This is a genomic window from Streptomyces sp. NPDC048291, from assembly GCF_043201715.1.
Lineage (GTDB): Bacteria > Actinomycetota > Actinomycetes > Streptomycetales > Streptomycetaceae > Streptomyces.
This window is the reverse complement of record NZ_JBICZC010000009.1, coordinates 284,332-310,191: the sequence shown is the minus strand read 5'-3', so window position 1 is coordinate 310,191 and position 25,860 is coordinate 284,332. Positions and strand designations below refer to the sequence as shown.

The window sequence follows — 25,860 nt, the reverse complement described above, 5'->3', positions numbered from 1 at the left end:
ACGCAGGTCGGGCTCCGTGAGGGTACCTGGTGAAAGGTTCCGGCGTCGTGACGGCGGTCGTTCCCCCGGCGGGCCCCCTGATGTCAGTTCCAGTCGTTGAAGGACGTGAAACCACCGGTGTCGGCCAGTTGTTCGCTGACCCCGGCGAGATCCTCCGGCAGCAGGCTCCAGACGATGACGTCGGTGCGCACGTCGGTCCACTCGCCGTTCTCCGCCCGGGTGCGGGCTATCCAGGCGTTGCGGAGCACGCCCTCGCTGATACAGCCGATCTTCTGGGCCACCTGCTGGGAGGCGGTGTTGTCGGCGGCGGTGCGCAGTTCCATCCGCTCGAACTTCTGGTCGTGGAACAGCCACTGGGCGGTGGCGAGGGCCGCCTCGGTCGCGTAGCCCTCGCCGCGGGCCCAGGGGGCGACGACGTACGCGATCTCGCTGGCGCGAACACGCCAGTCCGTGTTCCGCAGGTGCACCATGCCGACGAGACGCTGGGTGAGGAACTCGGTGACGGCGAGGACGATGCCCCGGCCCTCGGCGCGCTCGGCGGGGGCGATCTCGGTGATCCAGACGCGGGCGTCCTTCTCGGTGTACGGCTGCGGTACGGACGTCCAGGCCCCGACCTGCTCGTCGTTCATCATCTCGGTCAGCGCGGGCACGTCGTCCTCGTCGAGGGGCCGCAGCACCAACCGCTCCGTGCTGATGGAGATGTTGGGGAAGGTGCTAGTCATGCGCCGCTCCGTAACCATCGGAAATCCTTCAGGGCCAACCCGTCAGACCGTCAGGGCCTGCGAACTGCCCAGCATGCAGCATGAAACCACTGAACCGCACGACGGGGTCCACCCCCTGTGAGGGAATGGACCCCGTGCGTGGCGATACGTTCGCTTTGGACGTGCGGGGCTCCGGCAGGAGGTCTCAGAAGGACGGGATGACCGAGCCCTGGTACTTGTCCTCGATGAACTTCTTCACCTCGGGCGAGGTGAGCAGCTCGGCGAGCTTCTTGACCCGCGGGTCCTTCTCGTTGCCCTTCTTCACCGCGAGGAAGTTGCCGTACGGGCTGTTCTTCGCGGACTCCAGGACGAGGGCGTCCTTGGCGGGCTTGATGCCGGCCGAGATGGCGTAGTTGCCGTTGATCACCGCGGCGTCGACGTCGTCGAGGGAGCGCGCGGTCTGGGCCGCCTCGACCTCCTTGAACTGGAGGTTCTTGGGGTTCTTGGCGATGTCCTGCGGGGTCGCCTCGCTGCCGACGCCGTCCTTGAGGGTGATGAGGCCGTTGGCGGCGAGCAGCTTGAGGGCACGCGCCTCGTTCACGGCGTCGTTGGGGACGGCGACCGTCGCACCGCTCTTCAGCGCGTCGGTGCTCTTCACCTTGTGGGAGTAGAGGCCGAGCGGCTCCAGGTGCACCGTGACGACGGGCACGATGTGGGTGCCGCGCTTCTTGTTGAAGTCGTCGAGGTACGGCTGGTTCTGGAAGTAGTTGGCGTCCACCGAGCCGTCCTCGGTCGCCGTGTTCGGCGTGATGTAGTCGGTGAACTCCTTCACCTCCAGGTCGAGTCCGGCCTTCTTCGCCAGGTTGTCCTTGATGTAGTCGAGGATCTCGGCGTGCGGGGTCGGGCTCGCCGCGACGACCAGCGGGCCGCTGTAGTCGGCGGAGCCGGAGGCGGAGTCCTTGTCCGAACCGCAGGCGGTGAGCCCGACGGTGAGGGCTCCAGCGGCGAGGACGGCGGCGGTGAGCTTTGCGGTGTTACGCACGAAAAGTGCCTTTCCTTAAGGGTGGAGCGACCCCGCGAAGGGTGGTGCGGGGAGATCGGGGGTGGGCTCAGCCGGTCTTGCCCGTGGCCGTGGCGGCCTTCAGCAGCCGCAGCTTCGGCACGGGGCCGGACCGGCCGCCGCGGCGGTGCAGGGAGCGGGCCGCGTAGTCGCCGGCGAACTGGATGACCGAGATGACGACGGCGAGGATGGCGACCGTGATCCACATCAGCTCGGTCTCGAACCGCTGGTAGCCGTAGCGGATGGCGATGTCGCCGAGGCCGCCGGCGCCGACCGTGCCGGCCATCGCGGAGTAGCCGATGAGCGCGACGATCGTGGTCGTGGTGGAGGAGATGAGCGAGGGCAGCGACTCGGGTACGAGGACCTTGCGTACGACGGTCCAGGTGTTGCCGCCCATCGACTGGACGGCCTCGACCAGCCCGCCGTCCACTTCGCGGACAGCCGTCTCGACCAGGCGGGCGAAGAAGGGGATGGCGCCGATGGCGAGCGGCACGATGGCGGCCTCACGGCCGATGGTCGTCCCGGTGATCCAGCGGGTGAAGTTCATCAGCGCGACCATCAGGATGATGAACGGCATCGAGCGGGCGACGTTCACGATCTGCCCGATGACCTTGTTGGTCACCACGTTCTGGAGCAGGCCGCCGCGGTCGGTGAGGACGAGCAGGACGCCGAGCGGGAGGCCGCCGACGACGGCGATCAGCGTGGACCAGCCGACCATGTAGAGGGTGTCCCAACACGCCTGGGACAGCAGCGGCTGCATCGCAGACCAGTCAGTCCAGGTCACTGGGCACCGTCCTTCACCAGCAGGGCCTCCCGGCCCAGTACGTCGATCTGGAGACCCTGCTCGCGCAGGAAGCCGATGGGCACCACGTTGTCCTCGTAGCGGCCGGGCAGTTCGATGCGCATGCGGCCGATCTGGAGGCCGCCGACGGTGTCGATGGCGGCGCCGAGGATCGATATGTCGATGTTGTAGGTGCGGGAGAGCTGGGAGATGACCGGCTGGGTGGCGGCCTCGCCGTGGAAGGTGACGTCGAGGACGGTGCGGTCCTCGCCGGAGGCCTCGCCGCCGACCGGGAAGAGCGCGGCGGCCAGTTCGGAGCCCGGGGTCGCGAGCAGTTCGCTGACGGTGCCCTGCTCGACGATGCGGCCCTTCTCCATCAGCGCGGCCGAGTCGCAGATCGTCTTCACGACGTCCATCTCGTGCGTGATGAGCAGGACGGTCAGGCCCAGCTGCCGGTTCAGGTCGCGCAGCAGCTGGAGGATGGAGCGGGTGGTCTCCGGGTCCAGGGCGCTGGTCGCCTCGTCGGAGAGCAGCACCCTGGGGTCGCCGGCCAGGGCGCGGGCGATGCCGACGCGCTGCTTCTGACCGCCGGAGAGCTGGGCCGGGTAGGCCTTCGCCTTGTCGGCGAGCCCGACGAGGTCGAGCAGTTCGAGCGCCTTGCGGGAACGTTCCTTCCCCGACTTTCCGAGGATTTCCAGCGGCAGCTCGACGTTGTCCTGGACGGTCCGGGTGGACAGCAGGTTGAAGTGCTGGAAGACCATGCCGATCCGGCTGCGCGCCTGCCGCAGCTCCCGGCCGGCCCGCGGACCGCGTCCGGCGAGGGCGGTGAGGTCCCGTCCGTCGACCGTCACGGTGCCGGTGGTGGGACGCTCAAGGAGGTTGACGCAGCGGATGAGCGAGGACTTGCCGGCGCCGGACTGGCCGATGACGCCGTACACCTCGCCTTCGCGGACGTGCAGGTCGACGCCGTCGAGGGCGGTGACCTCTCGGCCGCGCGAGCGGTAGACCTTGGTGAGGCCCGTGGTGGTGATCACGTGGGTTTCCGTCACTGTCGAGTGCGCGGGCGTGGGTGTGCCCGGGCGCACGGGTGCGTTCGTTCAGGGACGCGGCACGGTTCTCGCAGAGGCGCTGAACCGGGGAGAACATGTGCGCGGGGGGGGCGGCTTGCGTCACATACGCGCGTCGTCGCGTCGTACGGACATGCCACCTGTCTCGCTTCGGGGCGCGAGCTCGGGGGTGGTGCGGGGGCCCTCTAGAAGGCGCACATTCGACACATACAACGAGCACCGGGCGTCATGGTCGCCTCGGTCGCAGGGGTGCGGTCGCTCGTCGTGGTCATGCGATCAGTAAACCAGACCTACGGTCCTGACAGGCCGCCGCTGTCCGCATGGTGGACAGCGGCGGACGCCGCTCAGCCGCGGGTCGATATCTCGACGCCGCGGTCGGTGACCAGCGCGGACAAGGCCGAGAGGTCCTTCACCACGAGGTCCGCGGCCAGCTCGTGCGCCTGGTGGGTTGTGGCCAATGCCACGGTGGTCATACCGGCCGCGCGGCCCGCCTGGAGTCCGGCGGGGGCGTCCTCGAAGACCACGCAGTGCGCCGGGTCGACGCCCAGCTGGCGGGCGGCGAGGAGGTAGGGCTCGGGGTCCGGCTTGCCGCGGGTGATGTCGTCGGCGCAGACCAGCGTCTTCGGCCGGATCCCGACCGCCTCCAGGCGCGCCTCGGCCAGCCGGCGGGTGGCCGAGGTGACCACGGCCCAGCGGTCGGCGGGCAGGGAGTCGAGGAACGCGGCGGTACCGGGGAGCAGGCGGACGCCGTCGTTGGGGACGTCCTCCACCTCCAGCTGCTCGACCCGGGCGACGGCCTCCGCCACGAGGTCCGCCGGGAGCAGGTCGGCGACGATGTCCGCGGCGGGCCGTCCGTGCAGTTCGACTCGGGCGAACTCCTCGGTGACGTCGTACTCCGCCGCCCAGCGGGCCCAGCAGCGGTCGACCGATGCGAGCGAGGAGACCAGGGTGCCGTCGTTGTCGAACAGGAGGGCTTGTGCGTGGATCGTCATGGTCTCGACCCTACGGTGTAGGGCAGGGGCGACGGCATCGGGCCGTTTCCGCCGTAATAAGGTCACCGCATGCTCAATGCCCTGCTGACGGTGACCGGAGTCGCCGCGCTGCTGCTCGCCGCGTGGTGCGGCTGGGCGGCGTACCGGGACCAGCCGACGAAGGACTGGCACTTCATCGGGATGGCCGTGGTGTCGGTGCTGGCGTTGATCCAGCTGGTGGCCGGGATCGTGCTGCTGGCGCGGGGCGAGAAGCCGGACCAGGGGACGACGATCTTCGTCGCCTATCTGCTGGGCGCGTTCGCGTGCGTCCCGGCCGCGGGGTTCATGTCGCTCGCCGAGCGGACGCGGTGGGGTTCCGTGACGGTCGCCGCGGGCGGTGTGGTGCTGGCCGTGCTGGAGGTGCGGCTCTATGACATCTGGGGAGGGTGAGATGACGGCCGTGGACGAGAGGCCGAAGCGGCTGACCAGTGGGCCGGGGACGCTGCTGGTGTGGTTCTACGGGGTGATGGTCGTCGGGGCGGTGTCGCGTTCCGCGTACCAGATCGCGACCGAGTTCGACCGGGCGCCGCTCGCGTACTCGCTGTCGGCGGTTGCGGGGGTGGTGTACGCGTTCATCACGTACACGCTGGTGCGGGGCGGCGAGACGGCCCGCAGGGTGGCGCAGGTGTGCTGCGCCGCCGAGCTTGCGGGGGTGTTGATCGTGGGTACGTGGACCGTCGTCGACGGTTCTGCGTTCCCGGACGCGACCGTGTGGTCGGACTACGGGATGGGGTACGTGTTCATTCCGGTGCTGTTGCCGGTTTCCGCGTTGTACTGGTTGCGGAAGGGCGCCAAGGGGGCGGAGGCCTGAGGCTTGTGCGCGACTGCGGGTCCGATGTGGCTTGTCGCGCAGTTCCCCGCGCCCCTTTCGGGGCGCTTCAGCATGGGGCGTTGGAAAGCTAGGCCGTCGTTGCGTACGTGCTGGCCGGCTTTTCCAGGACGATCATGGGGACGCCGTCTGCGCCCTTCGAGGTGCCTACCGTTTCGTAGCCGACCCGGCGGTAGAGGCGGAGGTTGCCCTCGCTGCGGTGGCCGGTGAAGAGGCGGAAGCGCTTGGCGCCGCGCTGTTCGGCGAGGGCCTCCTCGGCCGCGCGGAGCAGGCGGGCGCCGATGCCGTGGCCCTGGAGGCGGGGGTGGACGCAGAGCTTGCCGATGGCGGCGGCGCCGTCCTCGGTGACCGAGCCGCGGACCGAGCCGACGACCTCCTCGCCGAGGCGGGCGACGAAGACGCAGTCGGTGGCGAGTTCCTGGCGGACCGAGTCGAGGCTCTGGACGAGCGGGTCGATGCGGTAGTTGCCGTACAACGCCGCCTCACTCTGGAAGCACAGGTACTGGAGCCTGAAGATCTGCTCTGCATCCTGCTCGGTCGCCACCGAGATGGTCACGCTCATGCCCATGTGCGCACGCCTCCCGCTCACCTGATCGCCTGTCGTTCCCACTCCTATCCCCGCGCTTCGCGGCGCGCAACCTCCGGCGTCAACAATCGACGCAGACAACCCAGACATCTGGAACGTTCCGGGCCGAGACTGCCCTGTGAGATACCCAACTCCCCCGCGATTTCCCGGTATGTCAGGTCCTTCGGGGAGAGCAGTGCCTGGAGGAGACGGGGGCAGCGGCCGGGGAGACGGGACACCGCCTCGCGCAGGGCGTGGTGGCGGGCGGTGGTGAGGACGCGTTGTTCGGGGGTGGGGGTGGCGGGGTCGGCGGGGTCGGTGACGTAGGGGCGTTCCCGGCGGGCGAGGCGCCGGGTGCGGCGGGACTCGGCGCGCACCGCACGGCGCAGCCAGTCCTCGGGGGCCCGGGGCGGTCCGTGGGTCTCCAGGCGTTCGAGGAGGCGGAGCCAGACGGTCTGCTCAAGGTCGCGGGGGTCGGCCCCGGAGGCATGTGCCTCGGCCGAGGCCTCGGCGGCAAGCAGCGGGCGCAGCGCGGTGACCAGGTCGTGCGTCATGTGCGGAACGACGCGGCCGCCCCGGCGCGGGTTGCCGGGGCGGCCGGTAGACACCCCGAACGGGGTGCGCGGGCTCAGCCGTTGACGAAGTCGGCGCGGGCCAGCAGCGCGGTGTCGGCGTTGTCGGTGAAGACACCGTCGATGCCGGTCTCGAAGTACTTCTGGAAGACCGGGAAGACGTTTCCGTACGCGTCCGCGGCGGTGCCCTTGCGGTAGGCCGGCGGCAGGAACGGGTTCTCGTTGCGCATGGTGTAGGGGTGCAGGATCAGGCCCACCTTGTGCGCGTCCGCGACCAGCGTGCTCGGCGTGGTGAAGTCGCCGTTGGCGTCCTTCGGGATGATCAGGTCGAGGGTCGGACCGATGCCCTGCGCGTAACCGGCGATCTCCCGCAGGCCCTTCGGCGTGATCAGGTCGGCGACCGTGCGCGGGTCACCCGTCGCGACGAAGTCGTAGGGCTGCGTGCTCGCGGCGGAGAGCAGCACGACCAGCGGGTTGTCGATCAGCTTGTTGAGGCGCTGGATGCTGGTCGGCTCGAAGGACTGGACGATGACCGGCGAGTTCCGCTGGTCCTTGCCGTGCTTGCGCAGCAGCTTGGCGATCCGCTCCTCGACGCCGAGGCCGAGCCTGCGGAAGTAGGTGGGGTGCTTGGCCTCCGGGTAGATCCAGACCTGCTTGCCGCGCTTGCGGGTCTGCTCGTCCTGCCACTTGAGGACTTCCTCGAAGGTGGGGATCTCCCAGCGGCCGTTGTAGAGCATGTTGTGCGGGCGGTTGGCCGGGATGCGCTCGATCGCGCGCAGCGTCTTCAGCTCGGCGAGCGTGAAGTCCTCGGTGAACCAGCCGGTGGTGGGGACGCCGTCCAGGGTCTTGGTGGTCTTGCGGTCGGCGAACTCCTTGTGGTCGGCGACGTCCGTGGTGCCGCCGATCTCCGGCTCGTGACGGCAGACCAGGTGACCGTCCTTGGTGGGGACGAGGTCGCCGGCCTCGACGACGTCGGCGCCGAGGTCGAGGGCGAGGTTGTAGGAGCCGAAGGTGTGCTCGGGACGGTAGCCGCTGGAGCCCCGGTGACCGATGATCGTCGGCTTCGGCAGGCTCTTCAGGCCGGCGCCGCCGTGACCGGCCTGCTTCGCCTCGGCCGCTCTGGCCGCACCGGGCAGTCCGAGCACCGCGCCGCCCGCGCCGAGCACCGCGGCGCCGAGCAGCGCCCGCCGTCCGGTCGTACCGTTCAACTGCGTCCGCTCGTTCGCGTCATGCGTGTTCATGAGCGCCCTCCTGACCTTCGCCCTCTGATGCCGGCTGATGGTAGGGCTGCGGACGTGACCGAAGGGAGACCGCCGACCCAACGGTCGGGTGACGCCGTATGGCTGATGGACGGCGAGTCATGACGGCCCGTCGGCGACATCCGTCACACCGTCGCGGGCTTGTTACGACCTGACTCCCGGACGTCACCGCAGGTAAACCAGCGTCAACACTACGTAAGACCTCGGTGAACCGGCCGTACCCGATGTGCGCTTCCCACGGAGCCGCGAGTAATGTCCTCACCTGCACAGACTCATACCGCCTCTCGACATCGGAGGACCCGTTGTCCCGCTTCGCGCTCATCAAGGCAGTGCTCGGACCGATCATGCGCCTGATGTTCCGCCCCCAGGTCGAGGGCGTCGAGCGCATCCCGGGGGACGGTCCTGTCATCCTCGCCGGCAACCACCTCACCTTCATCGACTCGATGATCCTGCCGCTGGTGAGCAAGCGGCAGGTGTTCTTCATCGGGAAGGACGAGTACGTCACCGGGAAGGGGTTCAAGGGCCGGCTGATGGCCTGGTTCTTCACCGGCGTCGGCATGATCCCGGTGGACCGGGACGGCGCGAGCGGCGGTGTCGCCGCGCTGATGACCGGCAAGCGGGTCCTGGACGAGGGCCGGATCTTCGGGATCTACCCGGAGGGCACCCGCTCCCCCGACGGCCGTCTCTACCGGGGCCGTACCGGCATCGCGCGGCTGACGCTGATGACCGGCGCGCCGGTGGTCCCCTTCGCGATGATCGGCACGGACAAGCTGCAGCCGGGCGGCGCGGGCATCCCGCGGCCGGGCAAGGTCACCGTCCGGTTCGGCGAGGCCATGGAGTTCTCCCGGTACGAGGGGATGGACCGGGACCGCTACGTGCTGCGGGCCGTGACCGACTCGGTGATGGCCGAGGTGATGCGGCTGTCCGGGCAGGAGTACGTGGACATGTACGCCACGAAGGCGAAGGCCGCCTGACGGCGGCGAGGACAGGCCGCACTCTTTCGGCGCAAGGGCACGGACCGGTGGTCTGTGCCCTTTCGTCTGCCATCCGTCTGCCGTCTGTCTGCCATCTGCCTGACACCCGTCCGGCGTCCGCCTGCCGGTGGAATCTGGCCCGACACTTCGTTCATTCATCAGCATTTACCGGCCATATGAGCACACAGCATGTCTTATTCAGACATGCAGAAACCTTCTCGGCGTACCCTGCTCCGTGCTCCGTTCGCTGCCGCCGGCGCGGGACTCCTCGCGGCATGTACCGACTCGGGCTCCGAACCCAGTTCCGGCCCGCAACACACGGCCGGCACCACGGCGTTCGTCCCGCAGGGACCCAAGGGGTACGTCAACCCGTCGGGCCCCGAGGTGCTCGCGGCCGAGCGGAAACGCGGTTCCGGCCCCGTCCGCATGATCAAGTTCACGGCTGCCAGGAGCATGCTGGACCTGGGCGGGCGGACGGTCCACAGCTGGGCGTACAACGAGTCGGTCCCGGGACCGCTGGTGCGCGTCACCGCCGGTGACGTCCTCAGCCTGACCCTCTCCAACCAACTGGCCGAGAAGACCACGCTGCACGCCCACGGGGTGCGCCTGCGCTGCGACATGGACGGCGTTCCGGACCTGACCCAGCAGGCCATCCAGCCGGGCACGGACTTCATCTACCGCTTCGTCGCCGCCCACCCGGGCACGTACCTGCTCCACTCGCACGTCGGCATGCAGCCGGACCGGGCCCTCTACGCGCCGTTCATCGTCGACGACCCGAAGGAGCCGCTCGCCTACGACCAGGAATGGGTCGTCGTCCTGGACGACTGGGTCGACGACATCGACGGCTCCAACCCCGAGCAGGTGCTCGACCAGCTCAAGCCGGGCGGGGCCATGGCGATGAACATGGGGATGGGCATGGGCCCCGGTCACGACAGCCCGAGCCCGCACGGGTCGGCGCACGCCTCCGCGTCGCCGTCCAGGCCGATGTCCAGTCCCAAGTCCAAGACCGGGCCGAAGAAGCCGACGGGCCCCGACCGGGTCCTGCGCAACTCCCACAGCCAGCTGCTGCACGGCGAGGGCGGCAACGTCGCCTACCCGCACTACCTGGCCAACGGGCGGCTGCGCACCGATCCCTCGGTCTTCCGCTGCCGCCCCGGCGACCGGGTCCGGATCCGCATCATCAACGCGGGCTCCGAGACGGCCTTCCGGGTCGCGCTCGGCGGCCACGAGATGACCGTCACCCACACCGACGGCTACCCCGTGCAGCACAAGAGGACCGACGCGCTGCTCATCGGCATGGCCGAGCGGTACGACGTCCTCGTCACCGCCAAGGACGGCGTCTTCCCGCTCGTCGCACTCGCCGAGGGCAAGAAGGGCAAGGCGCTCGCGGTCCTCCGCACCGACAAGGGGAGAAACCTTCCCTCGCCGGATGTCCGCCCGGCCGAGCTCGACCGCGAGATCGTGCCGGCGCGCCGTCTGCTGCCGGCCGAGTCCGTCGCCATGGACGACCGGGTCCCCGACCGCGACCTGCTCATCAGGATCACGGGCACGATGCAGAGGTACGACTGGGGGTTCGACCACACGCAGTACGACGTGCGGCAGCGGCATGCGGTGCGGGCCGGTGAGCGGGTGCGGCTGACACTCGTCAACGCGACCGACATGTGGCACCCGATGCATCTGCACGGGCACACGTTCTCGGTCACCGGGATCAGTTCGGCCGGGGCGCGCAAGGACACGACGATCGTGCTGCCGCATCGCAAGCTGGTGCTGGACTTCGATGCCGACAACCCCGGGTTGTGGATGCTGCACTGTCACAACCAGTACCACTCGGAGAGCGGGATGATGACGGTGCTCGGTTACAAGAAGTGATTTCCTGAAGGGTTCTGTGGTTCTTCGGGCGCGGGCGCGTCGTGGTTGATCGCGCAGTTCCCCGCGCCCCTGGGAGTTGTGCCTACGCGGCGCTTTCCAGTTTCTGGTTCCTGAGCAGGAACCAGGCCGCCAGCGCTGTTGTCAGGAGGACCGCGGCGCCTGCGCCCGAGGCGAGGTGGAGGCCGTGGGTGAAGGAGTCGCGGGCCGCTGTCAGCATGTCGGTCGCCGTGGGTGCGGGCATGGTCTTCGACGCCTCAAGTGCCGCGCCCAGGGACTCACGGGCGGCGGCCGGGGTGCCCGGCGGGGCCGCGAAGTCACGGTAGACGCCCATCACGATCGAGCCGAGCAGGGCGATGCCGAGCGCCGCGCCCAGCTCGTACGCCGTCTCGGAGACCGCCGAGGCGGCACCGGCCTGCTCCTTGGGGACGCTGGAGAGGATGACGTCGGCCGTGACCGTGAAGGAGAAGCCCGCGCCGACGCCGACCACCAGGAGCGCGGCGCCGAGGATCGGGTAGCCGGTGGACTGGGAGAGGGTGGTCAGCGCCGCGAGGGCCACGCCGACGGCCGCCAGGCCGCCGGCGACCACCGCCCGGACCGAGTAGCGGCGGGCCGCCCGGCCTGCCACCAGGCCCGCCGCCACCGCGCCCACGGCGGCGGGGAGTTCGGCCAGACCCGCCTCGAACGGCTGCCTGCCCTGGACCAGTTGCAGGTACTGGGAGAGGAAGAACACCAGGCCGGACATGCCGAGCACGGTCAGCAGGTCGGCCAGGACCGCGCCGCTGAAGCCGCGGTTGCGGAACAGCCGCATGTCCAGCAGGGGCTTGGGCATGGTGAGCTGACGGTGGACGAAGCCGTAGAGGGCCGCGGCACCGAGGAGCGCGGTGGCGGCGGTCACGCCGGTGAGGCCGTGGGTCGCGGCCTCCTTCACCGCGTACACGACGGCGATCATGCCGACCAGCGAGAGGACGACGCTGATCAGGTCCCAGGGGCCGGGGTCGGGGTTGCGGGACTCCGGGAGCGTCCTGAGGCCGACGAGGACCAGGACCACCATCACCGGCAGGTTGATCAGGAAGACCGAGCCCCACCAGAAGTGTTCGAGCAGGAAGCCGCCCACGATCGGGCCGACGGCCGTGCCGGCCGAGGCCGCCGCACCCCAGATGCCGACGGCGAGGCTGCGCTCGCGCGGATCGTGGAAGAGGTTGCGGATCAGGGCGAGGGTGGCCGGCATCAGGGTCGCGCCGGCGACGCCCAGCAGGGCGCGGGCCGCGATCAGCAGGCCGGGGGTCGTCGCGTACGCGTTCAGGACGGATATCGCGCCGAACGCCGTCGCGCCGACGAGCAGGATCCGCTTGCGGCCGATGCGGTCGCCGAGGCTGCCCATCGATACCAGCAGACCGGCGATGACGAACGAGTAGACGTCGCCGATCCACAGCAGCTGGGTGCCGGAGGGGTTGAGGTCTTCGCTGATGTAGGGGGTCGCCAGGCCGAGGACGGTCGCGTCGACGGCCACCAGCAGCACGGCGAGCACGAGTGCGGAGAGCGCGAGCCAGCGGCCCGGCCGCTTCCCCTCCGCCTCCGCCACGCGCGCCGGCTGCAGGGTGCTGGTCATGATTCCTCTCTTCGTCGTGCGCCGCCGAGCAACAGCTCGACGATCATGTGGGTGAAGTCCTTGGGGGCGACGCGGCCTTCGGAGACCGCCCAGGCGGCGGAGGCCAGCAGGCCGTACAGCGCCTCGGTGAGCCAGGCGGGCGTCAGATCGATGCGGAACTCGCCGCTCTGCTGGCCGCGTCGGAAGAGGGCCGCGATGCGTGCGTCGATCCGCGCCCAGCCCCGGTTCTGGCCCTCGCCCTCGAACAGCTGGTTCTCGGTGTAGAGGAAGGCGAGCAGACCGGCGGCCGGTTCGATCTCGCGGACGAGGCGGTGCACGGCGTCGGCCGCCGGGCCCTCGTCCAGGCGGGCCGCGTCCAGGGCCGCGTCGCACTCCGCGATGCCGAGCGCCTCCAGGGCGCGGACGAGCGCGTCGCGCCCGGCGAAGTGCCGGTGCAGGGTGGCCCGGCTGATCCCGGCGGCCTTGGCGACCTCGTCCATGGTCGCGGTGGATTTCCGGGTCAGCAGGGTGGCTGCGCTGCGCAGGACGTGGTCGCGGTCGAGGGCCATGAGACAAGAGTAACCCACGTGAGACATCTATGTCTCACAGTGGGCATGCGTGATTCAGAAGAGGGAGATCAGGTCCGGTTTCGGATCAGTGCCAGGGCAGGCTGCCGCGGTGCTCCCAGTAGGCGCGCGGGTCCTCGGCCAGGGTGGCGAGGCGGGCCAGCTGGTCCGCGTCGAGGTCGGCCACGGCCGCGTGCAGGTTGGAGGCGAGCTGGGCGACGGTGGCCGCGCCGGAGAGCACGACCCCGGACCAGGGTTGCCGGAGTACGACCGCGAGGGCGACGGCGTCGCAGCCCAGGCCGGTCTCCTCGGCCACGGTCCGCAGGGCGTCGGGGGCGTGCGGGGCGGCCAGCCGGCCGTTGGCCATGCCCTCCTTCACGATCACCGTGAGTCCGGCGTCGTGGGCCTCCGCGAGGGCCGGACCCGCCGAGGTCTCCAGGGCGTTGTACGTCGACTGGACGGTACGGAAGAGGGGCTCGCCGTCGACCGTCACGGCGAGGGCGGCACGGATCGCGTCGGCCTGGGCGGGGCCGCTGGTGGAGAAGCCGACGGTGAGGCCGGTGGCCGCCGCTTCGGCGAGGCGGGCGTGGAGTTCCTTGTCGGTGAGGGCGGGGCTGTCCGGGGTCACCGAGTGGATCTGGTAGAGGTCGAGCCGGTCGCCGAGGAGCGCGTCGGACTCGGCGCGCTGGCGGTCGTAGGTCGCGAGGGTGTGGTCCTTGACCTCGTGGGTCTCCGCGTCCGCGGACCAGCCGGCGGTGTAGGTGTAGCCCCATTTACTGCCGACGACCACGTCGGTGAGGTCGGGGTGGGCGGTCAGCCAGTCGGCGAGGAACTCCTCGGAGCGGCCGTAGGAGCGGGCCACGTCGAAGTAGCGGACGCCCTGGGCGTAGGCGGCGTCGAGGAGTTCGTGGGTGCGGGTGCGGAGGGCTTCTACGGTGCGGTTCTCGCCGAGGTCCTCGTCGCGGTCGAGGTTGATGTAGCCGGGGCGGCCGACTGCGGCGAGGCCGAGGCCGATGTGGCAGGTGGGGGTTGTTGCTGTTGCCAGTCGGGCGAAGGGCATCGCGGGTTCCGTTTCGGTCGGCTGCGTCGGTCTACTGACCAACGTAACCCGCGATGACCTTTGGGTCGCCGTTCAGCTCGGGGGGAGCGGTGCGTTTGCGAGTGAGGGTGGGTGGGGGCTGGTCGCGCAGTTCCCCGCGCCCCTAAAGGGGCGCTCCACTCACGCCTGCTTCTTCGCTTCTGCCCACTGGTGCTGGGCTGCCAGGTTCGCCTTGATCTCCGCCAGTTGGACGGCGACCGCACCGGGGGCCGTGCCGCCGCGGCCGTTGCGGGAGGCGAGGGCGCCCGGGACGTTGAGGACGGAGCGGACGTCGGGGGTCAGGTGGGCGGAGATCTTGGCGAACTGGTCGTCGGTCAGCTCGTCGAGTTCCTTGCCCTCGGCCTCCGCGGCCTTGACGCACTCGCCGGCCACCTCGTGCGCGACGCGGAACGGTACGCCCTGCTTGACCAGCCACTCGGCGATGTCGGTGGCGAGGGAGAAGCCGGCCGGGGCCAGTTCCTCCATGCGCTCGCGGTGGACGGTGAGGGTCGCCATCATGCCGGTGAAGGCGGGGAGCAGGACCTCCAGCTGGTCGCAGGAGTCGAAGACCGGCTCCTTGTCCTCCTGGAGGTCGCGGTTGTAGGCGAGCGGGAGGGCCTTGAGGGTGGCCATGAGACCGGTCAGGTTGCCGATCAGGCGGCCGGACTTGCCGCGGGCCAGCTCCGCGATGTCGGGGTTCTTCTTCTGGGGCATGATCGACGAACCCGTGGAGAACGCGTCGTGCAGGGTCACGAAGGAGAACTCCTTCGTGTTCCAGATGATGACCTCCTCCGCGATCCGGGAGAGGTTCACGCCGATCATCGCGGTGATGAAGGCGAACTCGGCCACGAAGTCACGGGAGGCCGTGCCGTCGATGGAGTTCGCGGAGCTGCCGTGCTCGAAGCCGAGGTCCTTCGCCACCGCCTCCGGGTCCAGGCCGAGGGAGGAGCCGGCGAGGGCGCCGGAGCCGTAGGGGGAGACGGCCGTGCGCTCGTCCCACTGGCGCAGCCGCTCGGCGTCCCGGGTCAGCGACTGGACGTGGGCCAGGACGTGGTGGGCGAAGAGGACCGGCTGGGCGTGCTGCAGGTGGGTGCGGCCGGGCATCGCCACGTCCGGGTGGGCCTCCGCGAGGCCGACCAGGGCGTCCTGGAGGTCGGCGATCAGGCCGCCGATCACGCGGGCGTGGTCCCGGAGGTACATCCGGAAGAGGGTGGCGACCTGGTCGTTGCGGGAGCGGCCGGCGCGCAGCTTGCCGCCGAGGTCGGGGCCGAGGCGTTCGAGGAGACCGCGCTCCAGGGCGGTGTGGACGTCCTCGTCGGCGATCGTGCCGACGAAGGAGCCGTCGGCGACGTCGGCTTCGAGCCGGTCGAGGCCGGCGATCATGCGGGTCAGTTCGTCCTCGGTGAGCAGCCCGGCCTTGTGCAGCACGCGCGCGTGGGCACGCGAACCGGCGATGTCGTAGGGCGCGAGCCGCCAGTCGAAGTGGACGGACGCGGACAGCTTCGCCAGGGCCTCGGCGGGACCGTCGGCGAAACGGCCGCCCCAGAGCCGTACGTCACCGCTGTTGCTGCTCACTTGCGTTGCTCCTAGAAGAGATCCGGATGTGGCACCGCCTCCCCGGCCATGAACGGGGAGGCGGTCGTCACGCTACTGCTTACGCGAGGTCGCGTCGGGCTACGCCCGCAGTTGACGCTGTGCCGCGATCTTCGACGACAGGCTGTAGATGTCGATGAAGCCCTTGGCCGCGGCCTGGTCGAAGGTGTCGCCGGTGTCGTAGGTGGCGAGGTTGAAGTCGTAGAGGGAGGCGTCGGAACGGCGGCCGGTGACGACCGCCCGGCCGCCGTGGAGCGTCATGCGGATGTCTCCGGTGACGTGCTGGTTCGCCTCGTTGACGAAGCCGTCCAGGGCCCGCTTGAGCGGGGAGAACCACTGCCCGTCGTAGACGAGTTCGCCCCAGCGCTGCTCCACCTGCCGCTTGTAGCGGGCGAGTTCGCGCTCGACGGTGACGTTCTCCAGCTCCTGGTGGGCCGTGATGAGCGTGATCGCGCCCGGGGCCTCGTACACCTCGCGGGACTTGATGCCGACGAGGCGGTCCTCGACCATGTCGATGCGGCCGACGCCCTGGGCGCCCGCGCGCTCGTTCAGCTCCTGGATCGCCTGGAGCACGGTGACCGGCTTGCCGTCGATGGCGACCGGGGCGCCCGCCTCGAAGGTGATGACCACCTCGTCGGGCTCGCGCGGGGTGGCCGGGTTCCGGGTGTACTCGTAGATGTCCTCGATCGGGCCGTTCCAGATGTCTTCCAGGAAGCCGGTCTCGACGGCGCGGCCGAAGACGTTCTGGTCGATGGAGTACGGGGACTTCTTGGTGGTCGCGATCGGGAGGTTCTTCGCCTCGCAGAAGGCGATGGCCCTGTCGCGGGTCATCGCGTAGTCGCGGACCGGGGCGATGCAGGTCAGGTCGGGGGCGAGGGCGACGATGCCGGCCTCGAAGCGGACCTGGTCGTTGCCCTTGCCGGTGCAGCCGTGGGCGACCGTGGAGGCGCCGTGCTTGCGGGCGGCGGCGACCAGGTGCTTGACGATGGCCGGCCGGGACAGGGCGGAGACCAGCGGGTAGCGGTCCATGTAGAGGGCGTTGGCCCTGATCGCCGGGAGGCAGTACTCGTCGGCGAACTCGTCCCTGGCGTCGGCGACCTCCGCCTCCACCGCGCCGCAGGCCAGGGCCCGCTTGCGGATGACGTCCAGGTCCTCGCCGCCCTGGCCGACGTCCACCGCGACGGCGATGACCTCGGCGTCCGTCTCCTCGGCGATCCAGCCGATGGCGACGGAGGTGTCCAGCCCGCCCGAGTAGGCGAGAACGACGCGCTCGGTCATGGGTCCCTCCTCCCGTACATCCGCTTGCTATGCATGAGTATGCAGAGCTCTGCATGATTCGTCAATCCGGCCGGGTTCGGCGGACCGATGTGAAAAAGGTTTGAACAAACGAAACCGCTTACCCGTACCCATGCCTGAACGCCGGCGCCGCGTTTGTAAACCCACCTCTGACCCAAGTGAGGCATCCGCATGTCCAGGGCTCTTCCGAAGTACAACAAGCGTCGTGTCGCGTTCATCGGCGGCGCCGCCGCCGTGGCGCTGTCCGGTGCGGTCATCGCCGGTTCGGCCCTCGCCGGGACGCCGGACAAGAGCAGCGACACCAGCAATGCCCGCACCCTCGCCGCCTCGCCCGGCACGATCACCTGCCCGGACGTGGCCTCCCAGCTGCCGGCGATCCCCGCTACCGCGAAGGCCGAGGTCGACAGAAACCTCACGCTCCTCCAGACGCAGATCCAGGAGGCCAACAAGCGGCTGGTCGACACCGTGGGCCAGGGTGGGCCGAACTTCGTGAACAACGCGATCCTCGGTCCCCTCAAGGACAAGCGTGTGGCGACCATCAACCGGATCGCCACCGCGATCGGCCGGACGGCCGCCAAGCCGACGGGCCTGGACTCGCTGGCTCCGTGCGCCCTGAACGCCGGCGGGACGAGCACGAACACGGGCAGCGGTACGGCGACCGGCGCCGCCTCCGCCACGCCGAGCACGGCGGCCACCCAGCAGCAGTCGACGGGCAGCACCGGCACCGCGGGCAGCAGCGCGGTGGGCACGATCACCTGCCCGGACGTCGCCTCCCAGCTGCCGGCGATCCCCGCGACCGCGCAGGCCGAGGTCGACCGCAACCTCACCCTGCTCCAGACCCAGATCACCGAGGCCAACAACCGGCTCCAGAGCACGGTCGGCCAGGGCGGTCCGAACTTCGTCCAGAACGCGATCCTCGGCCCGCTGGCGGACAAGCGGAAGTCGACCATCGACCGCATCGCCATCGCGATCGGCCGGACGTCGACCAAGCCGACCGGCCTCGACTCCCTGGCCGCCTGCACGCTCACCAAGTGACGTGACAGGCAGCTGTGGCCGCCCCGTGTACAGCGCCGGCCGGGGCGGCCACAGTGGAGTCTCATGGGAAAGACCTACGAGCGCATCGACGGCAGGCTCCGTACGTTCATCGAGGAGCAGCCCCTGTTCTTCACCGCCACCGCCCCGCTCGCGGGCGACGGCACGGTCAACCTCTCCCCCAAGGGCCTGACGGGCTCCTTCGCCGTACTCGACGAACTCACCCTCGCCTACCTGGACTTCGCCGGCTCCAACGCCGAGACCATCGCCCATCTGCGGGAGAACGGCCGTATCACCCTGATGTGGTGCGCCTTCCAGGGCCCGCCGAACATCGTGCGGGTGCACGGCCGCGGCGAGGCGGTCTTCCGTGACGACCCGCGCTTCGCCGGCCTGCTCACCCGTTTCCCGGACATCGACCCGTCGCTGCACGGCCTGCGCGCGGTCATCGTCGTCCACGCCGAACTCATTCGCGACAGCTGCGGTTACGCGGTCCCCTACATGGCCTACGAGGCCGACCGTGAGCTGCACGGAAAGCGGTTCGCGCGCGAGGACGACGCCTCGCTGAGCGAGTACTTCGAGAAGAAGCAGCACATCGCGGTGAGCCTGGACGGCCTACCCGGGCTGCCGTTGCCGCTGCCTCCGTCTAGCGTCTGAGCCATGCGTCCACGCGTCGTCGTCGCCTTCTTGTCCGCGTCCCTGCTGCTGCTCGGTGCGGCACCGGGGGGCGGGGATCCGCAGCCGCTGCCCGCCGCCATGGCCGACACCGGCGGCGGCAGCCAGCTGATCACCGCGGAGGCGTCCACGCTGAGCTCGACGTCGGGGACGCTCACCTGGTGGGAACGCCGGGACGGGGCCTGGGTGCAGGTCGGGTCGGCCGAGGCCCGCTTCGGCGCGAAGGGGCTGGTCGAGGGAGCGAAGCGGCAGCAGGGTACGAACACGACCCCTACGGGGTTGTACGACCTTCCGTTCGGGTTCGGCCTCCAGGCGGCGCCGGCCGGGACCGCCGTCGAGTACCGGCCGGTGACGGCGAATTCGTGGTGGTGCCAGGACAACGACTCCACCTCGTACAACCGTTGGGTGGAGCCGCTGCCGTCCGACTGCCGTGCCACGGAGTCGGAGAAGCTGGCGTCGTACACGACGCAGTACAGGTACGCGCTGGTGATCGGGTTCAACTATGCCCAGCCGGTGCGGGGGCGGGGGGCCGGGATCTTTCTGCATGTCAACGGGGCCGGGGCGACGGCCGGGTGTGTGTCGGTGCCGGAGGATGCGATGCGGCGGATTCTGCAGTGGGCGGATCCGAAGAAGGGGCCGCACATTGCCATGGGGACGGTGAGCGGGGATACCGCTCTTACCCGGTACTGAGATGTACGCCGTACGGGGTGCGGTGTGGTGGCACGTGCGGGCCGTCCTGGGCTGGTCGCGCAGTTCCCCGCGCCCCTAGGGGGTTGCGGTTGCCGCCAGTTTCACCGTGAACGTCGTTGTGCCTGGGCGGCTCTCCACGGTCACCGTTCCCCCGTGTGCCTCGATCACCGCCGCCACGATCGACAGGCCCAGGCCCGCTCCCCCGCCGGAGGCGTCGGCGCGGCGGCGGTGTTCGGCTCGGGTGAAGCGTTCGAAGACGCCGGGCTGGATGTCGGGAGGGATGCCGGGGCCGTCGTCGTGGACCCGCAGGGCCGCCGAACCGTCCTCCTCCTCCAGCAGCACCGTCACCTTCGTGCCGGCCGGGGTGTGCAGGCGGGCGTTGGCCAGCAGGTTGGCCAGGACCTGCTGGAGGCGGTGGGTGTCGCCGGTCACCGTCACCGGATCCTCGGGGAGGTCGAGGGTCCAGCGGTGGTCCGGGCCGGCGGCGCGGGCGTCCGTGACGGCGTCCAGGACCAGGTGGGTGAGGTCGACCGGGTGGCTCTCCAGAGGGCGGCCCGCGTCCAGGCGGGCCAGGAGGAGGAGGTCGTCGACCATCTCGCCCATGCGGGAGGACTCGGCGGCGATGCGTTGCAGGGCCCGGGTGATCTCCGGGGGTACCGGGCCGGGGTGGAGCAGGGCCAGTTCCGCGTGGCCGCGGACCGAGGCGACCGGGGTGCGCAGCTCGTGGCTGGCGTCGGCCGCGAAGGTGCGCAGGCGTTCCTCGCTGGCGTGGCGTTTGGTGAGCGCGTCCTCGACGTGGCCCAGCATGCGGTTGAAGGCGGCGGCCATCCGGCCGACCTCGCCGCGGGGGTCGGACTCGGGGGCGCGGGGCGGCAGGGCCACCTCGCCGCTGGCGAGCGGGAGTTCGCTGACCCGGGCGGCGGTCGCGGCGACCCTGCTCAGGGGGAGCAGGGACCAGCGGACCCAGAGGGCGCCGGCCACCCCGGCGGCGGCGAGGGCGAGGGCGAAGACGGCGGCGGCGACCAGTTCCAGGCGGTGCACGGTGGCCCGTACCGGTTCCAGGGGCAGGCCGGTGACCAGGACGTCGCGGTCGCGGCCCGGCCAGGCCAGCAGCCGGTAGTCGCCGATCGAGGCGAGGTGGACCGTGTGGCCGCGGCCGTCCACCGGCAGGGCGGCGAGGGCCTTGCGGTCGCGGGCCGTGAGGGCGACGGTCAGGTCCGGATCGGCTCCGGAGGGGATCAGGGCCGCGTTGGTGACCTTGCCCCGCAGCAGGCGGGCGCCGAAGGTACCGGCGGCCTGGCGGCGGGTGTCGCCGTGTTCGTCGCCGTCCCGGTCGCTTGGCTTGTACTTCCCGTGTTCGAGGGACTGCGGGAAGCTCGGGCCGGTCTGCTGGAGCTGCTGGTCGAGGCGGCCGGTGAGGAAGCCGTCCAGTTCGACCACGGCCGCGACGCCGACGGCCGCGCAGCTCACCGCGAGCAGCACGACCAGGCCCGCGGTGAGGCGGGCGCGGAGGGTGCGGGGGCGGGGCAGGTGCCGTAGCCGCCGTAGTCGCCGTAGGGGCTTCATCTGGTCACCGGCTTGAGGACGTACCCGGCGCCGCGGACGGTGTGGATCATGGGCTCGCGGCCCGCGTCCACCTTCTTGCGCAGGTAGGAGATGTACAGCTCGACGACGTGGGCCCGGCCGCCGAAGTCGTAGGACCAGACGCGGTCGAGGATCTGTGCCTTGCTGAGGACGCGGCGCGGGTTGCGCATCAGGAAGCGGAGGAGTTCGAACTCGGTCGGGGAGAGCTCGATCAGCTCGCCGGCCCGGGTGACCTCGCGGGCCTCCTCGTCCATGGTGAGGTCGCCGACGACGAGGCGCGGGCCGTCCTCCTGCTGGCGGGCCATGCCGGCGCGGCGCAGCAGGCCGCGCAGCCGGGCGACCACCTCCTCCAGGCTGAAGGGCTTGGTGACGTAGTCGTCGCCGCCCGCGGTGATGCCGGCGATCCGGTCCTCCACGGCGTCCCGGGCGGTGAGGAAGAGCACACAGACGTCCGGCTTGACCTGGTGGAGCGAGCGGAGGACGGAGAAGCCGTCCGTGTCGGGAAGCATCACGTCCAGGACCACCGCGTCCGGCAGCAGCTCACGGGCCACGGCCAGCGCGCTCGCGCCGTCGCCGGCCGCGCGGACCTCCCAGCCCTCGTAGCGCAGGGCACCGGTGAGGACCTCCGCGAGGTCGGGGTCGTCGTCGACGACGAGGACGCGGAGCTGGGTGCCGTCGGGTCTGGTGAGGGCGGGGCGGCCGGAGCGGGTCGTGTTCATCGCGTCTCCCAGCATCCCCCCTCCCGGGAGCGAGGCGCGGCCCCGGGTGCTCTGAGTTTCCTCTGAGCCGACTCTGCCGGTGCCGGTTCAGAAGGTGCTCAGAGGTTCGGGCTGCACAGTGGCGTCCTGACCGGAGAAAGGACCCGACTCATGACGACCGTGGACGAACGGCGCACGGCACCCGCCGTGCCCGCCGTGCCCACGCGCCGCTCCCCCGCGGGTGCCGTGCTCGCCGTGGTGTGGGCCGGAGCGGCGGCCGTGCTCCTGTTGTGGTGGTCGGACACCGGCTCCGTCGTGGGCGCGGCGGGCTGGCTGACCGGGGCCGGGCGGATCGCCGGGCTGCTGTGCGGGTACTCCTGCGCGGTGCTCGTCGGCCTGATGGCCCGGGTGCCGCTGCTGGAGGTGCGGGTCGGCTCCGACCGGGTCGCCCGCTGGCACGCGATGGCGGGCCGGTACACGGTCTGTCTGCTGGTCGCGCACGTCGTGCTGATCCTCACCGGGTACGCGGCCCAGGACCACGCCTCCCTCGTCCACGAGACGCTGAACGTCGTCCTCGACTACCCCGACATGCTCAAGGCGACCGCCGGCACGGTCATCCTCTTCGCCGTCGGCATCACCTCGATGCGGGCGGCGCGCCGCCGGACCAGCTACGAGTTCTGGTACTACGTCCACCTGCTCACCTACGCGGCCGTCTTCCTCGCCTTCTTCCACCAGCTGACGCTGGGCAACGACCTCGACGGCAAGCCGGTCGCCACCGCCTTCTGGTACGCGCTGTACCTGGGGGTCGCGGCCCTGGTGGTGTGGTTCCGGATCCTGGCGCCGGTGCGGCTGAACCTCCGGCACCGGCTGCGGGTGCACTCCGTGCAGCAGGAGGCGCCGGGCGTGTACTCGGTCGTCGTCCGGGGCCGGCGGATCGGGGAGCTGGGCGCGCGGGCCGGGCAGTTCTTCCGCTGGCGGTTCTTCGGCGGCGACGGCATGGGCCGGACGTCGACCCCGTACTCGCTCTCGGCGCCGCCGCGCGGCGACCTGCTGCGGATCACGGTCAAGGCGCTAGGCGACCACAGTGCGGCCGTGCCGCTGCTGCGCCCCGGTACCCGGGTGTGGGCGGAGGGCCCGTACGGCGCCCTCACCGCGGACCGGAGCACCAGTCACCGGACCCTGCTGATCGCGGCCGGCGTCGGCGTCACCCCGCTGCGGGCGCTCTTCGAGACCCTGCCCGGCGACGTCACCCTGCTCTACCGCGCGCGTACGGCCGAGGATCTGGCCCTGGGCGGCGAGCTGGAGGCGATAGCCCGCTGGCGCGGCGCGCAGGTGCTCTACGCCCTCAACGGCCCGCGGGGCGAGCGCCCCGCCCTGACGGCGGAGTCGCTGCGGGCGACCTTCCCCGGCCTCGCCGGCTACGACGTCTACATCTGCGGTCCGCACGGCTTCGCCCAGGAGCTCTACGGGGCGCTGCGCGCCGCCGGGGTGCCGGACCGCCGCATCCACCACGAGTCGTTCGAGCTGTGAGGCCCCTGCCGTGCACCCGCTGAACAAGAACCGTCCCCTGCGCCGCGTGATACTGGCGAGCGCCGCGACCGTCTCCGGGATGGTGATGCTGCTGGCGCTGAAGCCGCACACCGCCCCGACCGTGATCACCGGCTCGGCCGCCACCGCGCCGTCGGCCGCGCCGTCGGCAGGGGCGAGCGCCTCGCCGGGCGCGAGCAGCGGCTCCGGTGGCTCCGGCAAGTCCGGGAGCAGCAGCGGCACCAGGACCGTCACCGGGGACACGGTGCAGACCCGCTGGGGCCCGGTCCAGGTGAAGGTGACGATCAGGAGCGGCAAGATCACCGACGTCACGGCGGTGCAGTACCCGTCGGACAACCCCAGGGACCAGGAGATCAACCAGTACGCCCTCCCGCAGCTGCGCAGCGAGGCGCTGGCGGCACAGAGCGCGAGCATCGACACCGTTTCCGGTGCCACCTACACCAGCCAGGGTTACCAGCAGTCACTCCAGTCGGCGCTGGACTCCGCGGGTCTCTGAACACTCGGGCAGTACGGCACGTATCTGTGGGCCAAGGGTCAATTCCCTACGGAGGAACCGTGACCACCACGCTCGCAGGCGGACGTGCCGCCCGCCGACAGACGATGCGCCGCATCCGCCCGCGCCGCTCCCCGGCAGTTCCGCTGCTGCTCGCCGTATGGGCGGGCGCGGCGGCCGTGCTGTGGCTGTGGTGGCACAACACCCCGTCCATCGCCGACCAGAACGGCAAGATCCTCAACGCGGGCCGGATCACCGGTCTGCTGGCCGGGTACCTGATGGCGCTCGTGGTGCTCCAGATGGCCCGGGTGCCGGCGCTGGAGCGGCGGGTCGGCTCCGACCGCGTCGCCCGCTGGCACGCGATGAGCGGCCGGTACACGCTCTGCCTGGTCTTCGCGCACGTCTTCCTCATCATGTGGGGCTACGCGCTGCAGGCCGGCAAGACGCTGAACGACATCGTCCAGCAGACCATCGACTCCGTGAACCAGCTGCCCGACATGGGCAAGGCGGCCATCGGCACCGGCCTGTTCGTCGTCATCGGCCTGACCTCGATCGGCCCGGTGCGGCGCCGGATGCCGTACGACACCTGGTACCACGTGCACCTGCTGACGTACGCGGCGGTGTTCCTGACGTTCTGGCACCAGATCACCACCGGCAACGACTTCGCCCTGACCCCGATCGCCAAGACCTTCTGGTACGGGCTGTACGGCGCGGTGACCGCGCTGGTGGTCTGGTACCGGATCCTCACCCCGATCCGGCTCAACCTGCGGCACCGGATGCGGGTCGAGGCGGTCATCGAGGAGACGCCGGGCATCGTGTCGGTGCTGATCGGCGGGCGCAAGCTGCACCGGATGGGCGCGGAGGCCGGCCAGTTCTTCCGCTGGCGGTTCATGGCCCCCGGGATGCGGTTCAGCTCGCACCCGTACTCGCTGTCGGCGGCCCCCCGCCCCGACATGTTGCGGATCACCGTCAAGGCGATCGGCGACCACAGCGCGCGGCTGCGCGAACTACGGCCCGGAACCAAGGTGTGGGCCGAAGGGCCGTACGGGGCGATGACCGCGTCCCGGCGCAGCCGCGGCAAGGTCCTGCTGGTGGCGGGCGGCGTCGGGATCACGCCCATGCGGGCGCTGTTCGAGACGCTGCCCGGCGCCGCGGGCGACCTGACCCTGCTCTACCGGGCCAACACCACCCAGGACCTGGCGCTCTGGGACGAGCTCGCGAAGATCGCCAACGAGCGCGGGGCCAGGCTGATGTACGCGGTCAACAGCCCGGACGGCGAGCGTCCGGACATCTCCGCGGAGAACCTCCAGCGGAAGATCCCGGACATCGTCGACCACGACGTCTTCATGTGCGGCCCGCCCGGGTTCGCGCAGGGCGTGTACGAAGCACTGCGCGGCGCGGGGGTTCCCGCCCGCCGCATCCATCACGAGTCGTTCGAGATGTGAGCGACGGGACCACACGGGAATCCAGGGAATCGGGAGTTCGGGAACGATGAGGAAGAGTCACCCCATCAGGCGTGTGGTGCTGGCCACCGCGGCGACCGTGTCCGGTGTCGTGCTGCTGCTGTCGCTGAAGCCGTCGTCGGACCCGACGTCCGCGTCGGCGGCGGGCGCGGCCCCGTCGGCCGCGGCGGCCGGGCAGGAGTCGCCGCAGGGCGGCACCGGAGCCGCCGGCACCACGACGGTGGACGGGGACGCGACCCAGACCCAGTACGGGGTCGTCCAGGTCCGGCTGACCGTCGCCAACGGCAAGATCACCCAGGCCCAGGCGATCCAGGCGCCCAAGGGCGGCACCAGCGACCAGAAGACCGCGCTGTCGGTACCGCAGCTCAACAAGGAGGCGGTGGCGGCGCAGAGCGCGAACATCGACTCCGTCTCCGGGGCGACGTACACGAGCACCGGCTACAAGCAGTCGCTGCAGTCGGCGCTGGACAAGATGAAGGAAGCGAGCGCGTCGTCCGGCTCGTCCTCGTCCTCCTCCGGGTCCGCGCAGGCGCAGGCCAAGACGGTGACCGGGCAGGTCGCGCAGACCCAGTACGGGCCGGTCCAGGTCCGGATCACCGTCTCCGGCGGGAAGATCACGCAGGCGGAGGCGGTGCAGGCGCCCAAGGGCGGCACCAGCGACCAGAAGACCGCGCTCTCCGTGCCGCAGCTCAACAAGGAGGCGGTGGCGGCGCAGAGCGCGAACATCGACTCCGTCTCCGGGGCCACCTACACCAGTACCGGCTACAAGCAGTCGCTGCAGTCGGCGCTGGACCAGGCCGGTGGCTGAGGCGGTGGCCGAGTCCGCGGAAGCTCCCGCCGCGGTGCGTCAC

The 25,860-nt window shown here is 70.6% G+C and carries 26 protein-coding genes; 11 read left to right on the top strand and 15 right to left on the bottom strand.

Annotated features, from left to right (window positions below):
- Positions 1–83: 83 nt before the first annotated feature.
- The 5 genes from ACGF5O_RS25480 to ACGF5O_RS25460 form a co-directional block, all read right to left on the bottom strand.
- A complete protein-coding gene (locus ACGF5O_RS25480) occupies positions 84–722 on the bottom strand; it encodes a GNAT family N-acetyltransferase (protein WP_393812174.1) in 639 nt (212 codons plus the stop codon).
- 184 nt (positions 723–906) lie between these two features.
- Positions 907–1,743 carry a MetQ/NlpA family ABC transporter substrate-binding protein gene (locus ACGF5O_RS25475; RefSeq protein WP_393812173.1) on the bottom strand — a complete coding sequence of 279 codons (837 nt, stop codon included), beginning with the start codon at positions 1,741–1,743 and terminating at the stop codon, positions 907–909.
- Positions 1,744–1,810: 67 nt separating this feature from the next.
- On the bottom strand, positions 1,811–2,521 hold the full coding sequence (locus ACGF5O_RS25470) for a methionine ABC transporter permease (RefSeq protein WP_393812341.1): 711 nt from the start codon (positions 2,519–2,521) through the stop codon (positions 1,811–1,813).
- Between the two features lie 20 nt (positions 2,522–2,541).
- Positions 2,542–3,576 (bottom strand): methionine ABC transporter ATP-binding protein, encoded by a 1,035-nt coding sequence (locus ACGF5O_RS25465; protein ID WP_393812172.1) that lies wholly within the window; start codon positions 3,574–3,576, stop codon positions 2,542–2,544.
- 377 nt (positions 3,577–3,953) lie between these two features.
- A complete protein-coding gene (locus ACGF5O_RS25460) occupies positions 3,954–4,601 on the bottom strand; it encodes an HAD family hydrolase (protein ID WP_393812171.1) in 648 nt (215 codons plus the stop codon).
- Between the two features lie 69 nt (positions 4,602–4,670).
- Here ACGF5O_RS25460 and ACGF5O_RS25455 point away from each other — a divergent pair, with 69 nt between their 5' ends.
- Positions 4,671–5,030: a hypothetical protein gene (locus ACGF5O_RS25455; protein ID WP_393812170.1), complete on the top strand. Its 360-nt coding sequence runs from the start codon at positions 4,671–4,673 to the stop codon at positions 5,028–5,030.
- Position 5,031: 1 nt separating this feature from the next.
- A complete protein-coding gene (locus ACGF5O_RS25450; protein ID WP_393812169.1) occupies positions 5,032–5,451 on the top strand; it encodes a hypothetical protein in 420 nt (139 codons plus the stop codon).
- Positions 5,452–5,539: 88 nt separating this feature from the next.
- Here ACGF5O_RS25450 and ACGF5O_RS25445 read toward each other — a convergent pair whose 3' ends face one another.
- The 3 genes from ACGF5O_RS25445 to ACGF5O_RS25435 all read right to left on the bottom strand — a co-directional run bounded on the left by ACGF5O_RS25445 (position 5,540) and on the right by ACGF5O_RS25435 (position 7,847).
- Positions 5,540–6,037, bottom strand: a complete 498-nt coding sequence (locus ACGF5O_RS25445; RefSeq protein ID WP_351498915.1) for a GNAT family N-acetyltransferase — start codon at positions 6,035–6,037, stop codon at positions 5,540–5,542.
- Positions 6,038–6,081: 44 nt separating this feature from the next.
- On the bottom strand, positions 6,082–6,588 hold the full coding sequence (locus ACGF5O_RS25440; RefSeq protein WP_393812168.1) for a sigma-70 family RNA polymerase sigma factor: 507 nt from the start codon (positions 6,586–6,588) through the stop codon (positions 6,082–6,084).
- Between the two features lie 74 nt (positions 6,589–6,662).
- Positions 6,663–7,847: a glycerophosphodiester phosphodiesterase gene (locus ACGF5O_RS25435; protein WP_393812167.1), complete on the bottom strand. Its 1,185-nt coding sequence runs from the start codon at positions 7,845–7,847 to the stop codon at positions 6,663–6,665.
- Between the two features lie 320 nt (positions 7,848–8,167).
- Here ACGF5O_RS25435 and ACGF5O_RS25430 point away from each other — a divergent pair, with 320 nt between their 5' ends.
- Entirely contained in the window at positions 8,168–8,839 is a 672-nt protein-coding gene (locus ACGF5O_RS25430; RefSeq protein WP_351700587.1) for a lysophospholipid acyltransferase family protein, read from the top strand.
- A 204-nt stretch (positions 8,840–9,043) separates the two neighbouring features.
- A complete protein-coding gene (locus tag ACGF5O_RS25425; RefSeq protein ID WP_393812166.1) occupies positions 9,044–10,708 on the top strand; it encodes a multicopper oxidase family protein in 1,665 nt (554 codons plus the stop codon).
- 82 nt (positions 10,709–10,790) lie between these two features.
- Here ACGF5O_RS25425 and ACGF5O_RS25420 read toward each other — a convergent pair whose 3' ends face one another.
- The 5 genes from ACGF5O_RS25420 to ACGF5O_RS25400 all read right to left on the bottom strand — a co-directional run bounded on the left by ACGF5O_RS25420 (position 10,791) and on the right by ACGF5O_RS25400 (position 16,811).
- A complete protein-coding gene (locus tag ACGF5O_RS25420; protein WP_393812165.1) occupies positions 10,791–12,317 on the bottom strand; it encodes an MFS transporter in 1,527 nt (508 codons plus the stop codon).
- On the bottom strand, positions 12,314–12,865 hold the full coding sequence (locus ACGF5O_RS25415) for a TetR/AcrR family transcriptional regulator (protein ID WP_393812164.1): 552 nt from the start codon (positions 12,863–12,865) through the stop codon (positions 12,314–12,316). Before ACGF5O_RS25415 ends, ACGF5O_RS25420 begins: the two co-directional genes overlap by 4 nt.
- An 85-nt stretch (positions 12,866–12,950) precedes the next feature.
- Complete coding sequence (locus ACGF5O_RS25410; RefSeq protein WP_393812163.1) at positions 12,951–13,922, bottom strand: aldo/keto reductase; 972 nt, start codon at positions 13,920–13,922, stop codon at positions 12,951–12,953.
- Positions 13,923–14,081: 159 nt separating this feature from the next.
- Positions 14,082–15,515 (bottom strand): argininosuccinate lyase, encoded by a 1,434-nt coding sequence (argH, locus tag ACGF5O_RS25405; protein WP_393812162.1) that lies wholly within the window; start codon positions 15,513–15,515, stop codon positions 14,082–14,084.
- 99 nt (positions 15,516–15,614) lie between these two features.
- Positions 15,615–16,811: an argininosuccinate synthase gene (locus ACGF5O_RS25400; protein ID WP_393812161.1), complete on the bottom strand. Its 1,197-nt coding sequence runs from the start codon at positions 16,809–16,811 to the stop codon at positions 15,615–15,617.
- A gap of 189 nt (positions 16,812–17,000) precedes the next feature.
- On the opposite strand from ACGF5O_RS25400, the gene ACGF5O_RS25395 reads away from it, so the two are divergent.
- The 3 genes from ACGF5O_RS25395 (at position 17,001) to ACGF5O_RS25385 (ending at position 19,223) form a co-directional block, all read left to right on the top strand.
- The gene (locus tag ACGF5O_RS25395) at positions 17,001–17,864 is read left to right on the top strand and encodes a hypothetical protein (RefSeq protein WP_393812160.1); all 864 of its coding nucleotides are present in this window, start codon (positions 17,001–17,003) and stop codon (positions 17,862–17,864) included.
- A gap of 63 nt (positions 17,865–17,927) precedes the next feature.
- Positions 17,928–18,515, top strand: coding sequence for a pyridoxamine 5'-phosphate oxidase family protein (locus ACGF5O_RS25390; RefSeq protein ID WP_393812159.1), 588 nt, complete (start codon positions 17,928–17,930; stop codon positions 18,513–18,515).
- Positions 18,516–18,518: 3 nt separating this feature from the next.
- Positions 18,519–19,223, top strand: coding sequence for a L,D-transpeptidase (locus ACGF5O_RS25385; protein WP_393812158.1), 705 nt, complete (start codon positions 18,519–18,521; stop codon positions 19,221–19,223).
- Positions 19,224–19,298: 75 nt separating this feature from the next.
- Here the strand turns inward: ACGF5O_RS25385 and ACGF5O_RS25380 are convergent, their stop codons facing one another.
- Together ACGF5O_RS25380 and ACGF5O_RS25375 are read right to left on the bottom strand one after the other, a co-directional pair.
- On the bottom strand, positions 19,299–20,789 hold the full coding sequence (locus ACGF5O_RS25380; RefSeq protein WP_393812157.1) for a sensor histidine kinase: 1,491 nt from the start codon (positions 20,787–20,789) through the stop codon (positions 19,299–19,301).
- The gene (locus tag ACGF5O_RS25375) at positions 20,786–21,526 is read right to left on the bottom strand and encodes a response regulator transcription factor (RefSeq protein WP_393812156.1); all 741 of its coding nucleotides are present in this window, start codon (positions 21,524–21,526) and stop codon (positions 20,786–20,788) included. The genes ACGF5O_RS25380 and ACGF5O_RS25375 overlap by 4 nt, the downstream gene beginning before the upstream one ends.
- A gap of 150 nt (positions 21,527–21,676) precedes the next feature.
- Here ACGF5O_RS25375 and ACGF5O_RS25370 point away from each other — a divergent pair, with 150 nt between their 5' ends.
- The 4 genes from ACGF5O_RS25370 to ACGF5O_RS25355 are packed head-to-tail and all read left to right on the top strand — an operon-like array spanning position 21,677 to position 25,817.
- A complete protein-coding gene (locus ACGF5O_RS25370; protein ID WP_393812155.1) occupies positions 21,677–23,035 on the top strand; it encodes a ferric reductase-like transmembrane domain-containing protein in 1,359 nt (452 codons plus the stop codon).
- Positions 23,036–23,045: 10 nt separating this feature from the next.
- Positions 23,046–23,549, top strand: a complete 504-nt coding sequence (locus ACGF5O_RS25365; RefSeq protein WP_393812154.1) for an FMN-binding protein — start codon at positions 23,046–23,048, stop codon at positions 23,547–23,549.
- Between the two features lie 59 nt (positions 23,550–23,608).
- A complete protein-coding gene (locus tag ACGF5O_RS25360; RefSeq protein WP_362584513.1) occupies positions 23,609–24,991 on the top strand; it encodes a ferredoxin reductase family protein in 1,383 nt (460 codons plus the stop codon).
- A gap of 46 nt (positions 24,992–25,037) precedes the next feature.
- Positions 25,038–25,817: an FMN-binding protein gene (locus ACGF5O_RS25355; protein WP_393812153.1), complete on the top strand. Its 780-nt coding sequence runs from the start codon at positions 25,038–25,040 to the stop codon at positions 25,815–25,817.
- Positions 25,818–25,860: the final 43 nt, after the last annotated feature.

Bases quoted from the DNA above. Each gene is read 5' to 3' on its own strand.
- ACGF5O_RS25455 (WP_393812170.1), top strand. From the start codon at position 4,671: ATGCTCAATGCCCTGCTGACGGTGACCGGAGTCGCCGCGCTGCTGCTC.
- ACGF5O_RS25375 (WP_393812156.1), bottom strand. From the start codon at position 21,526: ATGAACACGACCCGCTCCGGCCGCCCCGCCCTCACCAGACCCGACGGC.
- ACGF5O_RS25410 (WP_393812163.1), bottom strand. From the start codon at position 13,922: ATGCCCTTCGCCCGACTGGCAACAGCAACAACCCCCACCTGCCACATC.
- ACGF5O_RS25355 (WP_393812153.1), top strand. From the start codon at position 25,038: ATGAGGAAGAGTCACCCCATCAGGCGTGTGGTGCTGGCCACCGCGGCG.
- ACGF5O_RS25370 (WP_393812155.1), top strand. From the start codon at position 21,677: ATGACGACCGTGGACGAACGGCGCACGGCACCCGCCGTGCCCGCCGTG.
- ACGF5O_RS25460 (WP_393812171.1), bottom strand. From the start codon at position 4,601: ATGACGATCCACGCACAAGCCCTCCTGTTCGACAACGACGGCACCCTG.
- ACGF5O_RS25435 (WP_393812167.1), bottom strand. From the start codon at position 7,847: ATGAACACGCATGACGCGAACGAGCGGACGCAGTTGAACGGTACGACC.
- ACGF5O_RS25400 (WP_393812161.1), bottom strand. From the start codon at position 16,811: ATGACCGAGCGCGTCGTTCTCGCCTACTCGGGCGGGCTGGACACCTCC.
- ACGF5O_RS25450 (WP_393812169.1), top strand. From the start codon at position 5,032: ATGACGGCCGTGGACGAGAGGCCGAAGCGGCTGACCAGTGGGCCGGGG.
- ACGF5O_RS25420 (WP_393812165.1), bottom strand. From the start codon at position 12,317: ATGACCAGCACCCTGCAGCCGGCGCGCGTGGCGGAGGCGGAGGGGAAG.
- ACGF5O_RS25445 (WP_351498915.1), bottom strand. From the start codon at position 6,037: ATGGGCATGAGCGTGACCATCTCGGTGGCGACCGAGCAGGATGCAGAG.
- ACGF5O_RS25440 (WP_393812168.1), bottom strand. From the start codon at position 6,588: ATGACGCACGACCTGGTCACCGCGCTGCGCCCGCTGCTTGCCGCCGAG.
- ACGF5O_RS25415 (WP_393812164.1), bottom strand. From the start codon at position 12,865: ATGGCCCTCGACCGCGACCACGTCCTGCGCAGCGCAGCCACCCTGCTG.
- ACGF5O_RS25385 (WP_393812158.1), top strand. From the start codon at position 18,519: ATGCGTCCACGCGTCGTCGTCGCCTTCTTGTCCGCGTCCCTGCTGCTG.
- ACGF5O_RS25425 (WP_393812166.1), top strand. From the start codon at position 9,044: ATGCAGAAACCTTCTCGGCGTACCCTGCTCCGTGCTCCGTTCGCTGCC.
- ACGF5O_RS25480 (WP_393812174.1), bottom strand. From the start codon at position 722: ATGACTAGCACCTTCCCCAACATCTCCATCAGCACGGAGCGGTTGGTG.
- ACGF5O_RS25395 (WP_393812160.1), top strand. From the start codon at position 17,001: ATGTCCAGGGCTCTTCCGAAGTACAACAAGCGTCGTGTCGCGTTCATC.
- ACGF5O_RS25390 (WP_393812159.1), top strand. From the start codon at position 17,928: ATGGGAAAGACCTACGAGCGCATCGACGGCAGGCTCCGTACGTTCATC.
- ACGF5O_RS25470 (WP_393812341.1), bottom strand. From the start codon at position 2,521: ATGCAGCCGCTGCTGTCCCAGGCGTGTTGGGACACCCTCTACATGGTC.
- ACGF5O_RS25380 (WP_393812157.1), bottom strand. From the start codon at position 20,789: ATGAAGCCCCTACGGCGACTACGGCGGCTACGGCACCTGCCCCGCCCC.